16 protein-coding genes and 1 pseudogene are annotated in these 14445 nt (G+C 58.6%); 5 read left to right on the top strand and 12 right to left on the bottom strand.

Features of this window, described 5'->3' with window-relative positions:
* The 7 genes from NW829_RS08885 to ndhN all read right to left on the bottom strand — a co-directional run.
* A partial coding sequence (locus NW829_RS08885) for a PRC-barrel domain-containing protein (RefSeq protein WP_414416907.1) occupies window positions 1-833 on the bottom strand: 833 nt, incomplete at its 3' end.
* Window positions 834-941: 108 nt separating this feature from the next.
* Complete coding sequence (locus NW829_RS08880) at window positions 942-2090, bottom strand: glycosyltransferase (protein ID WP_414384084.1); 1149 nt, start codon at window positions 2088-2090, stop codon at window positions 942-944.
* Window positions 2091-2183: 93 nt separating this feature from the next.
* A complete protein-coding gene (locus NW829_RS08875; RefSeq protein ID WP_414416906.1) occupies window positions 2184-2636 on the bottom strand; it encodes a ubiquinol-cytochrome c reductase iron-sulfur subunit in 453 nt (150 codons plus the stop codon).
* A 235-nt stretch (window positions 2637-2871) separates the two neighbouring features.
* Window positions 2872-3441: a Uma2 family endonuclease gene (locus NW829_RS08870; protein WP_011434179.1), complete on the bottom strand. Its 570-nt coding sequence runs from the start codon at window positions 3439-3441 to the stop codon at window positions 2872-2874.
* 237 nt (window positions 3442-3678) lie between these two features.
* A complete protein-coding gene (locus tag NW829_RS08865) occupies window positions 3679-5589 on the bottom strand; it encodes a R3H domain-containing nucleic acid-binding protein (RefSeq protein ID WP_414350098.1) in 1911 nt (636 codons plus the stop codon).
* Between the two features lie 15 nt (window positions 5590-5604).
* Window positions 5605-6639 (bottom strand): LdpA C-terminal domain-containing domain, encoded by a 1035-nt coding sequence (locus NW829_RS08860; RefSeq protein WP_414416905.1) that lies wholly within the window; start codon window positions 6637-6639, stop codon window positions 5605-5607.
* Between the two features lie 94 nt (window positions 6640-6733).
* Window positions 6734-7177, bottom strand: coding sequence for an NAD(P)H-quinone oxidoreductase subunit N (ndhN, locus tag NW829_RS08855; protein ID WP_414344253.1), 444 nt, complete (start codon window positions 7175-7177; stop codon window positions 6734-6736).
* A gap of 275 nt (window positions 7178-7452) precedes the next feature.
* Between ndhN and msrB the strand changes: the two genes are divergently transcribed.
* Window positions 7453-7944, top strand: coding sequence for a peptide-methionine (R)-S-oxide reductase MsrB (gene msrB / locus NW829_RS08850; protein ID WP_414384090.1), 492 nt, complete (start codon window positions 7453-7455; stop codon window positions 7942-7944).
* A gap of 49 nt (window positions 7945-7993) precedes the next feature.
* Window positions 7994-8797, top strand: coding sequence for an FTR1 family iron permease (locus tag NW829_RS08845; RefSeq protein WP_414416904.1), 804 nt, complete (start codon window positions 7994-7996; stop codon window positions 8795-8797).
* A 398-nt stretch (window positions 8798-9195) separates the two neighbouring features.
* On the opposite strand, the gene NW829_RS08840 is transcribed toward NW829_RS08845, so the two are convergent.
* The 5 genes from NW829_RS08840 to NW829_RS08820 form a co-directional block, all read right to left on the bottom strand.
* The gene (locus NW829_RS08840) at window positions 9196-9408 is read right to left on the bottom strand and encodes a CP12 domain-containing protein (protein ID WP_011434185.1); all 213 of its coding nucleotides are present in this window, start codon (window positions 9406-9408) and stop codon (window positions 9196-9198) included.
* A 257-nt stretch (window positions 9409-9665) separates the two neighbouring features.
* Window positions 9666-10346, bottom strand: a complete 681-nt coding sequence (locus tag NW829_RS08835; RefSeq protein WP_414416903.1) for an energy-coupling factor ABC transporter ATP-binding protein — start codon at window positions 10344-10346, stop codon at window positions 9666-9668.
* Window positions 10347-10382: 36 nt separating this feature from the next.
* Window positions 10383-10652: a hypothetical protein gene (locus tag NW829_RS08830; RefSeq protein ID WP_414332008.1), complete on the bottom strand. Its 270-nt coding sequence runs from the start codon at window positions 10650-10652 to the stop codon at window positions 10383-10385.
* A 151-nt stretch (window positions 10653-10803) separates the two neighbouring features.
* Window positions 10804-11262 carry an MAPEG family protein gene (locus NW829_RS08825; protein WP_414344246.1) on the bottom strand — a complete coding sequence of 153 codons (459 nt, stop codon included), beginning with the start codon at window positions 11260-11262 and terminating at the stop codon, window positions 10804-10806.
* A gap of 130 nt (window positions 11263-11392) precedes the next feature.
* The gene (locus NW829_RS08820; RefSeq protein ID WP_414416902.1) at window positions 11393-11821 is read right to left on the bottom strand and encodes an SHOCT domain-containing protein; all 429 of its coding nucleotides are present in this window, start codon (window positions 11819-11821) and stop codon (window positions 11393-11395) included.
* A 138-nt stretch (window positions 11822-11959) separates the two neighbouring features.
* Here NW829_RS08820 and glmU point away from each other — a divergent pair.
* The 3 genes and pseudogenes from glmU to NW829_RS08805 all read left to right on the top strand — a co-directional run.
* A pseudogene (gene glmU / locus NW829_RS08815) lies at window positions 11960-13309 on the top strand (bifunctional UDP-N-acetylglucosamine diphosphorylase/glucosamine-1-phosphate N-acetyltransferase GlmU); the annotation flags it as partial.
* 42 nt (window positions 13310-13351) lie between these two features.
* A complete protein-coding gene (locus NW829_RS08810; protein WP_414416908.1) occupies window positions 13352-13858 on the top strand; it encodes a PPC domain-containing DNA-binding protein in 507 nt (168 codons plus the stop codon).
* 90 nt (window positions 13859-13948) lie between these two features.
* Window positions 13949-14401 (top strand): RNA-guided endonuclease InsQ/TnpB family protein, encoded by a 453-nt coding sequence (locus NW829_RS08805; protein ID WP_414416901.1) that lies wholly within the window; start codon window positions 13949-13951, stop codon window positions 14399-14401.
* Window positions 14402-14445 lie beyond the last annotated feature (44 nt).

Below are 14445 nucleotides of genomic sequence, written 5' to 3'. Positions count from 1 at the left end.
TCCCAGGGATCACCATCCACAGGAGTGGAGCTGGAAGGAGGAGGGGCAGGCTCAGAAGGAGGGGCCTCTTCTTTGGCATACTCCTGTTCCCAAGCCGGTTGTTCGGGGGCGGGTGCGGGCTCAGGTGGACGAGGACGCACAGGCTGCGGCTCAGGTTCAGGCTCTTCTTCTGCGTAAACGTCTTCTTCTTCGGCTTCGTATTCCTCGTCGTATTCTTCTTCGTAATCTTCCTCGACGGCGGAACTCTCGACAGCACTGGGCAGGGCAGGAGCAGGGCTAACTCCGGCTTCCCAAGGGGGCTTGCCGATTCCCAGGGTTTCCAAAATCCCCTTGGCCAGTTGGGTTAGGCGGGTCTCAGCGCCATCGGCAACAATGAGGCGATCCCCGCCCACAGAGACAATCTCATCGGTGGAGAGCAGATAGGTGCTGAGGATGAAGCCAGGTAAAAAGGTGAGGCCAAGGTTGGAGAGCACCAAGCCCGTGATGATGCCGGAGACGGAGTTGAACTCAAAATCCTTAACTTTGCCAAGGCGGATCCCTTCTTCGGTTACCACCTCGCTGCCAACCACGCGACTCAGGCCCTCCAAATCCAAGTTATCGAAAACTTCTTCGCTGGGGACAAGAACTGCATCCTGACCCAACGCTGTTACTTGCCGCAGCTCCATCAAACGGGGGGATCCGGCAAAGGCTTTCTCCAACACCCCCAGCACCAAGACCTGCTTGGCTTCCAGATCCGCCCAAACTTCGCTGACTACCCCAAGCCGGGCTGCGTTGCCCTGGCTGATCACCTGCGTTCCCAGAACCTGTGACCGCCGACGAACCTCTGATCGCACCAGCGCAACAGATCCTTTCCCAGTCGTCATGATGGTTTCCCCGTCGTAAGTCAAAACGTTCCCGTTGTTGGGCTGCGTGTCTGACACAGTTCGCCAGAATTAAGTAAGTTAATAGTACCACTGCCTGTCTCCTCCCTCGCGGGCTGCCCAGGTGGGATCCCGGCCAATCTGCCTGCTCCAGGCCAGAAACTGCTCTGCCATCGCGCCCAGGGAATAGTGCTCTTCTGCCCGTTGCCGACAGCGGCTCCTGTCGATGTGATCTAGGCGCTCTACAGCCTCTGCCAAAGCTGCCACGTTGTCCGGCTCGACGATCCAGCCGGTTTCTCCATCGCTGACAATTTCCGCGGGCCCACCCCGGCGGTAGGTAATCACCGGCACGCCACAGGCCAAAGCTTCCACCGCCACCAAGCCAAAGGCCTCCACCCACTTGGGGGTCATGATCAAGGCTGAGCATTGCCCCAAGATCCGCTGCATTTGCGGGGTGGGCAAAAACCCTCGGTAATCCAATTGGGCATGCGGGTACTGCTCTTGGATCTGCTGCCAGTAGCCTGGCTCTTGCAGGTGGCCTAGGATCACCACCGGCCTTCCCGTCTTCTCGGCTAGGGCAGCACAGTCTTCCAGGCCCTTTTCGGAGGCAATGCGGCCAATCCAACACAGGGATCCATTCCCCTGGGGCACAAAGTCGTAGAGGCGCAGATCCACCCCGCAGGGCAGATAGACAAAGGGATCCCGACCTGCCGCCATCTCGGCTCGGGCAAAGGCAAAGGTCTGGGCTTGCGCCCGCGAATGCACCGCCAGCCGACCAGGGTAGCGATGGGCAATGTGCTCTAGAGCCTGATCGACGGCATCGCTGAGGGATCCCATGCTAACGATGTGGGCCACCGGGGTGCGGAAAAAATCCGTCAAATAAAACGAGAGCCAATCGTAGCTCCAGTTCACGATTAGATCGAACTGATCTTGCAGGTGGGCAGCCCGCTGCCACAGGTTGGCCAGCAGAGAGGGGGTGTGGATCAGAACCGGCTGATCGCGGCGCTGGGTTTGCGCATAGGCCGGGGGAAGGCCCGCCACCGGCTCGATCACCTCCTCCGGCAACTCCGCCATTCGGGATCCCACAGGGGCCAACACCCGCACTTGGGATCCCATCTGGAGTAAGACACGCGTCAGGTTGGCAAGATTGAGCTCCACACCACCACCGGCCCCGGATCCCAGAGGTCCAACAGGGGTGGAGAGGAACAGATAGCGGTAGGGACGAGCCATAGGGAGAGCCTCGGTAGCTCAGCCCATTGTCTTCTCAATCGGGATACCCGACTCCTTTTGCCTGGCCTCAAAGCCCACAGCCTGCCCAGAACTTTATGAGGCTTTGGCTACAAAAATTTCTCCCTTCTCCACCTTGACCTTGTAGATGGCCAGGTCTGCCTTGGCCGGGCCACGGGTACGGCTGCCATCGGCAGCAAAAGCCGAGCCATGACAGGGGCAGACAAAGTTCTCCCCCCGCCAGTTCACATCACACCCCGCATGGGGACAGGCGGCATCCAAAGCCAGCAGAGAATCTTCTTTTTGCGGATCCCCGACCAGCCAGAGGGTGGCGGTGTTTTTCCCAAAGGCGTTTTCCACCTTGAAGGGGCCATCTTTGAGATCGGCCAGAGTGGCAACTTTCACAAACTCCGGCTCAGAAGCCTTAAAGCCAGAAGCAGTTCCCTGGGCCAGGGCAAAACGGCGCCGGGTAAACCCAGGTAACCAACCCACCAACGAGCCAAAACCGAGAGCCAGCCAGCGAAGAAAACCACGACGATTGTTGTACATGGCTATGTGTCCTTGGAGGTGTGCGAAATGTAGGTCATGAGCCAGCAAAAGACCGGCCCCTTCAGAAGGGATCCCCGTACAAATGCTGCCCTTAACATTTTGTTACACCGGAACAGTTTCGGCCAGGGCCAAGCCGCACTTTTTCCGGCTAGAGTACGCAGCAGCAGGCATCTTGGTTGCTTCATTGATTTGGCCGATGGGATGGGATCCCTTTCGGCTGTTGTACGCCTGGAGCCTAGGGTCGGGAGGTAAACAGCTCAGCAACCGTGCAGACAAAGCCGGGCAACAGGGGAGAAGACAACGCATCCTGAGCCAACAGCGTTTCTACCAAGACCAACTGGGCCTGTTGTCTGCGATACACCTCTACTCTCTGAGCCAGCCGATCGACGATCCAGTACTCTTGCACCCCATACACAGAGTAGAGTTTCCGTTTTGCCAAGCGGTCTCGATCCTCATGAACTTTTCCAGGTGATAGGACTTCAACCACCAGCTCAGGGGCACCCCGAAAATGTCCTGCTTCATCTTGAATCTGTGATAGCCGCTCATAACTAACCCAAACAACATCGGGAGACACATTGTCAAATTCGGAAAAGAGGATCCCTGGCATGATTGAGGGTTCTCCCAATCCTGTTTCTAGCGACCACCGATGCAGTGCGGAGAACAAACACCCGATAATGTGCTGATGTTTGTGATGAGGAGAGCGAGTCACCAGCAGTTCTCCGTCGATGATCTCGTAGCGGATCCATTCATTCTCTGGAAGAGCCTCGATATCCCGAGTGGTCCAGCGTACTTCTGTAGCAGTCATTAGCTATCCCTATAGCAATAAATGGTGCTATGCCCAGGGCACCCTGCTGCTGTACCTACGACACTGGGCCGACAACTGCAACGCTGTCGCAACAGCGGGAACCGCACTTGGCGTAGCCAAATCTTAGCCCAGGATCCCGTTCACAGAAGCGGGACGGAGTCCTCCCTCTCTGGCCACGACGGCTCAATGGATAGAGGTTCTCTAGAGCTGGACTATTGGCTGCGCTATCGTGTGGGGCTAGTTGGGATAGATGCGCAAGCGGCGGTTGGGCTCTTCGCCAAAGCTTTGGGCCCGCAGGTGGTAATGTTCCACCAACTGGTGTTGGAGCTTGCGGATCAGAGGCGAACGGGGCAAAAGTTCCACCGGCTGAGACTTGGGAATGACAATTTGCTCCACCGCCAGGCGGGCTTCTTCCAGAGCTTCGGTTTCATCGCCTGAGCTGGCGCGAATGAACAGCTCCAGGTCGGAATCGGATCCCTCTTCGCTTTCAATGTTGAGAATATGGCGCAGGGCGCGAGCCAGGGCAATCAGAGTATTGGCCTTGACGGTGTGAATCGGGATCTGGCGGGAGTGGGCCATCTGCTGGATCTTGGAACGGCTACGCACCTGGGATCGCAAGGCCAAGACAATGTCCGCCCCATCCAGGTCTTTGGTGACATCCGCCGGCAGTTTCAGGGTTTGGATCACCTGCTCCAGGTAGAAGCGGCTCACTCCGTAGGGGTAGATCATCAGCGGCCCATCCGGATTCTGCTGCCGTCCTGTCGGGGCTAGGGCGGATCCCTCCCAGTCCAAATCTTCTTCTTCGTCAGAGCCGGATTCTACTCTGGATTCGGCCACCACCTGAGGGGCAGGACGGGATCCCGCCGGCGTTAGCGGGACGGAGTCCTCTCGCCTCTCCAGGAGCAAACCCGATTCTCCTTGCTGCTGCGAGCGACTTTCAAGCGGCTCTGAAGGCAGAGCTTCCATCCGTCCAGAACGTCGCCATCCTCCCCGCTCCCGTGCTGCGGACATTGTGCTGCCGGCGGGGGGCCATTGGGGGCCAGATAGGGCCGGGCGCTCATTCGTGACTATCACCACCTGGCCGCGTTCGTCTAGACTGCGGGTTTGGGTCAGGGGCTCGCGGTTGCGCAAGAGGCGATCCACAGTGGCGGCCACATCTTCATGGATGACCCAGCGGGATCGCTCCAGCATCTCTATGGCAATCTCAAACGTGGGGGGGGCTTTGCGCTCCAACACACTCTTCTGAGAGCCCCGTCGCCGCGCCTCTTCATCTCCCAGGGTGACCGATTGGATCCCGCCCACCAAGTCTGAGAGGGTGGGATTTTTGATCAGGTTGTCGATGCGGTTGCCATGGGCAGTGGCCACCAGTTGTACCCCCCGCTCGGCAATGGTACGAGAGGCCAAAGCTTCCAGTTCAGTGCCGATCTCGTCGATGACCACCACTTCGGGCATGTGGTTCTCCACCGCCTCAATCATCACCTTGTGCTGCAGCTCTGGGCTGGCCACCTGCATCCGTCTGGCCCGACCAATACCCGGATGGGGCACATCGCCATCGCCGGCAATCTCGTTGGAAGTGTCGATAATGACCACTCGTTTGCCCAGCTCATCGGCCAGCACACGGGCAATCTCCCGCAAGGCCGTGGTTTTACCCACCCCCGGTCGGCCCAGCAACAGCATGGAGCGCCCCTGTTCCACCAGGTCGCGGATCATGCTGATCACGCCGATAACGCAGCGACCCACCCGACAGGTAAGGCCGATGATCGTGCCTTGGCGGTTTCGGATGGCACTGATCCGGTGCAGGGTAGAGGCAATGCCTGCGCGGTTGTCACTGCTGAACTCTCCAACCCGGCTGATCACCTGATCCAAGTCGGCCCGGGTGATCACGTCTTCTGAAAGGTAATCGGCAAAGCCGGGGAAGCGGGCTTCGGGGCGGCGACCCAAATCCAGCACCACCTCCACCAACCGATCCAAGTGGGGATGCTGTTCTAGGCGCTCACGAATCGGAGCAGGCAGGATATCCAAAAGCTTACTCAGGTCGTCGCTGTATTGAACCTGGCCGGGAAAGCCGGTACGTTCACGTAAGCGGTGCGGAGCACTTTCCGGATCCATCGACGGACTTGGGGTTGAGGGCTGTACGGGGAAACTCATGGCTGAGCAACGTCGTTAAACGCAGGAAAAACAGGTTTGCCTAAAAGCAACGGATCGCCGCTTTACTTGCTGCACCAACTGCTTGGCCAACGGGATCCCTGCCGCCAATCCGGGATTCCATCCTGACTCCGATGAGCTGTGGGCTGGCCCTTCCAGATAGGCTGACACCAACTGTCGCGCGTAGCTGCCGAAGGCTACCCCCGCCACCGGCCACCGGGGATCCAACAGCGGCAGCGTTTGGGCATTGGTTCCTCCTGCCAATTGCACATAGCCTGGCAGACCCATATTCAGTACCTTCTCGGCCAACTTTAGGGCAGCTTTGCCGGTGCCAGCTCCAATATCCCCACTCATAGGCCGGCCATCCACCTGCCAGATCAACACCTCCGGCAAGGGATCCATGAGGGCCAGCAGATCCCTCAAATAAGCCTCTAGGCCCGGACCATCGTTAAAGCTAATCGAGATGGCCTGGAGCTGAGGTAGCCAGGGCTTCAGGGATCCCCACAATTCCTCGAATGGCCTCTGGCGACCGATGCAGGTGTGAATCTCCACCGCTTGAATGCCCAGCTCGACCAAAGGCGGCAAGACTTCTGACAGAGCCACTTGGTAGCCGAAGGTAGCAATGCGCCGGTGGGGGCAAACCGGCTCGCAGCGCCCACAGCCGTAGCACAGCTCTGTCTGGATGTGGACTTGAGCAGGAAGGGCTGCCTGTGTCAAGGCATGGGGAGGACAGACTGCCAAACAAGGCTGAGGACAGTCGGCAGGACAGACGGGAGCCGTCAGCACCGCCTTGCGGAAATGGACGTCTTCGCCGTCATTGACGCTGACCATCAACCAAGGGGATCCCGCCTGGGGATCTTCGGCTTGTGCCCGTTGGATCCCTTGTTGAGCGGCCCGCACTATGGCCGGATCGGCAGCAACATCAATGCAATCTGCCCCGGCCAGCGTGTAAAGGAAAGCCAGCTCCCGAACCGAGGGCAAGTGGTGGAAACTTGCACCGCAGATCAACTTAAACCAGGTACCCTGTTGCAGCGAGGCGGTTGGCAAGGTCACAGGCACAAGAAGCCGCTAGCAGGATGGGAATCTGAGCCGCAGGCCATCTATTTGAGATGGTAGCAAAGAAATTTCGAGGATCCTGAAGAGAGGTTCAGGCGCTCTGCAGAGGTTGCCAACGAATTGACCGTTCTCGGCCCAGTTCCACCACAAACTTCACTCCCTTGTCTTCCCGACTCAGCTTCACCAGGTAGGAGAGTTCCTGTTGGCTGAACACATGCCCTTCGTAAAACCAGAACACCAACCCCTTAGCTTTTGGGGGCAAGGTGGCCCGATACTGCTCGATCAACGCCGGGAAAAAATAGGTGCGCCGCTCCGATTTGCCCAGCGTGGCAGGCCGTACCCCATGAATGCGCGTCAAATAGCTGGCCAGATCCCCGATTCCCTTACTGGAGAGGGTGACCACCTCATACCCAGCTCCGCGCAGCCGCCGCAGGTAGTGCCCTTCGGATCCCCCCTCTGGGGTTACAAAGATGGCCAAAGCCCCAGATTGCTCCAGTTGCTGCACAAACTTTGCACCTGAGCCGACCAGCAGCATAGGAAAAACTCCATTACTCGTCTAGGGTTGGACAAGCAGCCCACCTGCGCTCATTGTAACGGGATGGCGCCTGAAGCTGGGGATAGAAGCTGCCAATGGAACCCATAGAATACTGGCTATCTCCCTGTTTTGCAGAAGGGAGCGTAAAGAAGGGTTAAGATACGGGTAACCTGCTTGCAGGTCTCAACCCACAGGTGGCGGACAAAGGCGGATGGATCCCCCTAGTAGGGATGGCCTCCCCGCCACTTACACAGCGACAACAGATGAACCTCACGATGCGACGACGCGAGCTGTTGACCTTGGCGGTGGCCGGGTTGATTACAGCACCCCTCAGCTTAGCAGGAGAGCAAAGAGCAATGGCCCAACAGACTTATCCCTTCACCAAAACCGACGCCGAGTGGCGGCAACTGCTCACCGAAGAGCAATACTATGTGCTGCGCCAAGAGGGCACTGAGCCCCCCTTCCGCAACGCTTACTACGACAACAAGGCCCCAGGTATCTATGTCTGTGCCGGCTGTGGGCAGGAGCTGTTTTCCTCGGCGGCCAAGTACGACAGTGGCACCGGTTGGCCCAGCTTTTGGGAGCCGATTGCTCCCCATGTGATCGGCACCAAGACGGACTGGAAATTGTTTGTGCCCCGCACGGAAGTCCACTGCTCTAACTGCGGTGGGCATCTGGGGCATGTGTTTCGGGATGGCCCCCCACCCACGGGTTTGCGCTACTGCATCAATTCTGCTGCCCTCAAGTTCATCCCAGCCACCACTTAGAAATCCTCTTGGCTCCAGCTAAAACTGAGCCGCCTGTCTGGGTGAGCCTATGTCGGACTACACGTTCCTGGATGCTGCTTCGATTCTGCTGCGGGAGGGCCTGGAAGCTCTCTTGGTGCTGGTGGCACTGCTGGCCCTTATGAGCAAGAGCGGGCAATCGGCTCAGAAGCGCCGGGTGTGGATAGGGGGATCCGCGGGCTTGCTGGCAGCGGTGATGCTCGGTCTGCTGGTGAAGCTGTTTTTCCAGCAGATGCTCACCCACACGCGACAAGAGGTGCTGGAAGGGATCACCGGGCTGGTGGCAGCAGGTTTGTTGTTCTCGGTCAGCCTTTGGTTGCACCGCCGGGCTGCAGTGGCTTCTTGGCAAACCTTTGTGCGGGAACAGGCGCAGGCGGCACTGGCCACGGGTCAGGTTTTTTCCTTGGCTTTTCTGGCCTTTGTGGCGGTGTTTCGCGAGGGGGCGGAAACGGTGCTGTTTTATGTGGGGTTGGCCCCTTCCCTCTCGGCAAAAGATTTTTGGCTGGGGATCGGCCTGGGATCCCTGGTGTTGGTGGCACTGGCGATCTTGCTGCTGCAGGTGGGGCTGAAATTGCCGCTGGGAGTTTTTTTCCGGGGCCTGAGTCTGCTGGTTTTCTATTTGGGCTTTAAGTTTTTGGGCAGTGGCCTGCACGCTCTGCAGGTGGCGGACTGGCTGCCCATCACCCCCCTGGTCGGGATCCCAAAGCTGCGCTGGCTGGGCATATATCCCACTTGGCAGACGCTGCTCCCCCAACTGGTGCTGCTGGGAATAGCTTTCGCCTTGTGGGTGAGGCAATGGCTGCGGGCTGATTCTGCTCAGAGGCTTTCTTCGTGAAAAACGCTCTCCACCGGCACTGGGGATCCCATAAGCCATAAGTTTGATGAATCCCTGTCCTGGTTTTGATGGATGGCAATGATGCAGGTCACAATTTCATAGTCGTTTCAGGTTGGGACAAGGCGACCGAGGTACTGGGAAAAGCCTTCTGGCCCTGTGCATCTAACGTTTTAAGTGCGGGTGCAGTGTCCTGGTTTGAATCAAAATGACCCTAAAAAGAAAGCGCTCTGTACGTCGCGCCTGAAACCGCACCCAGTCAAGCCTTCCAGTCCAAGAAAGCAAAGCCTACCGGCAGGGATCCGGCAGGCCGCTGGATTTTGTCGGAGATCCCCAGTAGGAAACCCTGTCGATCGCTACGGAATCGACAGAGAGCATCCACTCTGTGGGGTTCCCGAGAATCAGGTATCGTAGACCCGGCATTCAACAGCATCTGGGTTTTCAGCGCAGTGCTGCTCTAGGCTGCTGGGAGTCCTCGGCTGGTGGCTGCGAGCTGCCAGCACTTCTTCAACCGCATCCCAGGCCGCACGGCAGTGGGGATCCCCTTCGCCGTACTCAGAGCAGACGTTGCGAGCATTTTCCAGCTCTTTGGCGATCACTTCAGACAGTCCCATGTTCTCAAGCTCCTTTAGACTAGATGGGGCCGGTGGCCCGCTGATGTAACCGGTTGACGCAGAACCTGTAGGGATTCGGTGTAACCGAGGATCAACAGGTAAAAACCAGCCGATCCAGATGAGGAATGAGTCCAGGATAATGACCTTGTGCCAACCGAATTGATCAACCGGATACATTACCTATTCTAAACAGGGACACCCGGGGGGTGCAGCTACGCTTTCGCGATCTCTTTGGGATCAGGATGCGCAGGGATCCCTCAGGCCCCAAACAGTTGTTCAATCCGTTGCCGCACCTGCTCTGGGGATCCCTGTTGACGCACTTGACCTTCCGAGAGCAAAATCGCCCCATCTGCCCATTCCAGTTCCGCCAGCCGATGGGTTACCCAGAGGGCGGTGATGCCTTCTTGATCCACCAGTTGCCGGATGCACCGCAGCAAATCCGCCTGGCTGTCGGGATCCAACAGAGCTGTCGGCTCGTCCAAAAGCAGCACCTCACTGCGCCGGGCCAAAGCCCCTGCCACCGCCACCCGTTGCTTCTGTCCGCCGCTGAGGCCGTGAATGGGCCGACGGATCAGGTGCTTCAATCCCACCTGCTCCAAGGCCGTTTCCACCCGCCGGTGAATTTCCGCCAAGGTCAGAGCCTCTGCCCCCAAGCCAAAGGCCACATCGGCTCCCACCGTGGGCATGAACAGTTGGTGATCCGGGTTTTGAAACACATAGCCCAGCCGACCGCGAATCTCCAGGTGGCCCGAAAGGGGCCGAGGATGGGTCAGGGATCCGGACAACAGTTGCAACAAAGTGGACTTGCCGCTGCCATTGGGCCCCAACAGCATCCACAACTGGCCCTTGGGAATGACAAAACTGCACGCCTGCAAAACCGGCGGACGTTCCGGCCAAGCAAAGGTCAGGCTCTCCACCCGAATGGCCACCTCAGACATGGGGATCCCTTAGCGGCAGAGAGAAAAGGGCTGTCCTCAGCTTTGCAACTGGGCCAAAAAACCGGGACGGGCTCCCATGGGGCTGGCGCCGCCCGACTTAGAAGTCATTTGCACGCCACATAGCTCACCGGTGAGCAGAAACACCTTTTTGCCGGTGCGGTCGCAGGTCAGCTCCAAACTCTGAGGGGATCCACTCTGCAGAGCATTGACGATGCTTTGGTAGGCCCGGTTGGCCGCTTCTTCCTCTTTTTGGTGGACAACGATGGGGGCAGGGTTCCCTTTCAGGAGCAGTTCCAGAGTGTACATGGCTGACCGTTGCGTAGTGGGCCGTGGGACAAAAGAGAGGCACCCAGAGGACGCCGTTGGCGACAGCAGGACGAAGTCCTTTTCCAGTATCGCAGGTTGGGCCAGGGTACCGGCAGGCTCAACAAATGACGGGGGAGTTTCTCTCGCCAGATTAGGCCAGGCCCGTGCCGAGAAAAGGCAGCAGGCTAATCAGCAACAGGCCCAAAGTAGCTAGGGATCCCGCCAAGAAGGAGAGGGATCGCCCAATGGGAATATCGGCAATGTAGAAAAAGTTGTAGAGCAGCCGCGCCAGCAGAAACACCCCACACAGCACAGCTACCCCTTCATCTCCGCTGAGGCCAAAATACCAGGGATCCGAGTGAGGGCCGGTGATGTAGGCGATCAACGCTGCTGCCGCAAACATCCCAAAGGTCTCAAACCCGTTGGCGTGGGCCCAGGTGGCCCGTTGCCCGTAGGGAGGTAGCCTATCAAACATAGCCCGAGGAGCATGCAGGTCGTAGCCAACGCGGGCACGGGCATAGCCCACCACCCCCATGGGCAGATAGACCAAGAGCATGGCTGCCGCAATAGAGAACAGGGGGATAGCTGCGAGAGGAAGGCTTGGCAACATAAGGCAAAAGGACGGTGCAAGATAACAGGGGAGAGGAAGGAGCCCAGCTCGGGCAGGAGCTATTGCCGGGAAAATCAACACCAGAACCATTATCCATCTATCGGGCTGTCTATCCAGGCAGATGCTTGCGTCAGGAAATCTTGCGGATTTGCCGGCGGCGCTCCTCATATTCAGCGCGGGTGATCAAGCCCTGTTTCAACAGGCTTTCCAACTGCTGTTCGGGATCCCGAGCTTCTCGGCCTTCCACACTGGTCCACTCCAGCTCGATCAACCCTCGATTGAATCGAAAATCGAAATCGGCATTGCTCATGGTCAGGATCCACAGCCCTTCCAGCAAACAAAGGGCGCGTACCCCGTAGCTGAGAATCTGCAGCGGGATGGAAGGAACGAACACCATCAGCCCCGCCACCAAGTAGCCCCAGCCCCAGCGTTGGTGCCCCATATAGAAGCGCTGCAACCCTGGAATGAACACCCCCAGCATCGCCAGCCAACCGGCCACCTCGCGGACCAACCGCCGACGTTCCTGTGGGGGCATATCAGGGCCCCTGCTCTCGGCCATAGACTGCACCAGCTAGATGTGCCATTAAGCTAGCTCAGTTTTGGCCGCACAGGGCTCAGGAACTTGGATCCAACCTCAGAAGATTTTTGAGCAGCATCCCGCCGCCTATACTTGATGGGGGCGGTTCGGGGAAGGAACATGGCAGAGCGGGAACTATCGGTAGCGATCTTGGCAGCGGGCAAAGGTACCCGGATGCGGTCGCAGTTGCCCAAGGTGCTGCACAAGCTGGGATCCCTGTCTTTGATCGAGCGGCTGCTGCGCACGGTGCTAACCTTGAAACCCCACCGCTGTCTGGTGATTGTGGGTTATGAACAGGAGCAGGTGCGCCAAGCCCTGCGGGAGTACCCGGTTGAATTTGTGGAGCAGGCCCAGCAATTGGGCACCGGACACGCCGTTCAACAGCTGTTGCCCGTCCTGGGCGGTTTTCAGGGGGATCTGCTGGTGATCAACGGGGATGTGCCCCTGCTGCGGGCAGAAACCCTGCAAGCTCTGGTGGAGCGCCACCGCCAGATGAACCCAGAGGTAACCTTGCTCTCGGCTCAGGTGGCGGATCCCTATGGCTATGGGCGGGTATTTTGCGATGCCCAACAGCGAGTGTTGGAACTGGTGGAAGAGCGAGACTGCACCCCGGCCCAACGGCAAAATCGCCGCATCAACAGTGGGGTGTATTGTTTTCACTGGCCGGCTCTGGCTCAGGTTTTGCCCCATCTCAATCGCAACAACGCGCAGCAGGAGTACTACCTAACAGATGCCGTCAAGCGGGTGGGCAAAGCCATCGCTCTGGATGTTGCCGATCCGCAAGAAATTGTGGGCGTCAACGACCGCCGCCAACTGGCCCAGGCGTACCAGATTTTGCAGGATCGCCTCAAGGAAGCCTGGATGGAAGCCGGGGTCACCTTTGTGGATCCCGACAGCAGCAGCCTGGAGGAAACGGTGGAATTGGCCCCCGATGTGGTGATCGAGCCCCAAACCCATCTGCGAGGGGTGTGCCGCATTGGGCCGGGAACCCGCCTGGGGCCGGGCAGTTGGATCGAGTCCAGCGAGATTGGATCCGGCTGTCACATTCTCTACTCGGTGGTCAGCCACAGCCGCATCGGCAACCAGGTTTGGATAGGCCCCTACGCCCACGTGCGCCCCCACAGCCAGATTGGGGATCATTGCCGCATCGGCAACTTTGTGGAAACCAAAAATACCCAGATTGGATCCCACAGCAATGCCGCCCACTTGGCCTACCTGGGAGATGCCAAGCTGGGATCCCAGGTCAACATCGGCGCGGGCACCATCATCGCCAACTACGACGGCCAGCAAAAGCACTTCACCGAAATTGGGGATCGCAGCAAAACAGGCGCCAACTCGGTGTTGGTGGCTCCTTTGCAGGTGGGATCCGATGTCACCATTGCTGCCGGCTCCACCATCCCTGCCCGCTACCCCCTGCCGGATGACTGCTTGGTGATCGCTCGCTCCCGCCCGGTGGTCAAGCCCGGTTGGCGACTTGGGATCCGCTCCTCCCGCCGCCAAGAGCTCCAGCCCATGCCGCCGGGATCCCTCAAGATTTATCCCTTGCGCCTTTTCTCCGGCCAAGATCTCAAGCAGGAACTGGAGCGAGTGGCCCGGCAGCAGCCCTTGCAAGCGGGGTTTGTCCTCAGCGCCGTCGGCAGCCTTAGCCAAGCCACCCTGCGCCTGGCCGACCAAACGGGGGATCACCTGTTGTCGGAACGCCTGGAGATCCTGGCCCTGAGTGGATCCCTGTGCCCTGACGGAGTCCATCTCCATCTCACCGTTGCCGATGCCCGAGGCCAAACCTGGGGGGGACACCTGCGCCCCGGCTGCCTCATCTACACCACCGCCGAAATTGTCCTCGCCGACAGCCCGGAGTATCGCTTCTCCCGTCAACCGGATCCGGCCACCGGCTACCTGGAGTTGCACATCCAACCCGTGGCAGGGGATCCCTGCTGGCCGTCCCCACCCCCCCAACCCCAGCAAAACCAGCAGACAAAACCAGAGGCTGACAACAGCAGGCCGAAAAGCTTACAGTAGTCAACATGAGTTACCTAAAGCTAAAGGGGGCTTGTGAGCGCCAAGCCGAAAGCTTCACGGAACTCATGGACGCTTTGCGGTGTGGCGGGCATGTTACTGGGTTTTCGGACGCAACTCGTTCTTAACCGCAAGCAAACAACTCTAGCCGCCCAACACGCTGGGGTAGCCCGCCACGCCTATAACTGGGGCCTAGAAGTCTGTCGGCAAGCCCTGGAGAACCAGCAAAAACTTCCCACCGCCATTGACCTGCACAAGCGCCTAGTGGCCGAGGTGAAGAAAGAACATCGCTGGTACTACCAGGTCTCCAAATGCGCCCCTCAGCAGGCATTACGCAACTTGGAGCAAGCCCTTAAGCGCTGGCGGGGTGGGTTGGGGAAGTTTCCCCGCTTCAAACGCAAGGGAGTGCGAGACAGCTTTTACCTGGAAGGGAGTATTCGCACTTCTGGCAACCGCATCAAGGTACCTATCTTCGGTTGGCTGCGCTGTGCAGAGCTGCTCCCGGTGACCACACCCAAGAACGTGGTTGTTAGCTTGAGAGCATGACTCTAGTCAATAATAAGCTCAACTATACTGAAAATAATGTATAA

It is taken from the genome of Synechococcus sp. R55.8 (assembly GCF_047461895.1).
Lineage (GTDB): Bacteria > Cyanobacteriota > Cyanobacteriia > Thermostichales > Thermostichaceae > Thermostichus.
This window is presented reverse-complemented; position numbering and strand designations above follow the sequence as displayed.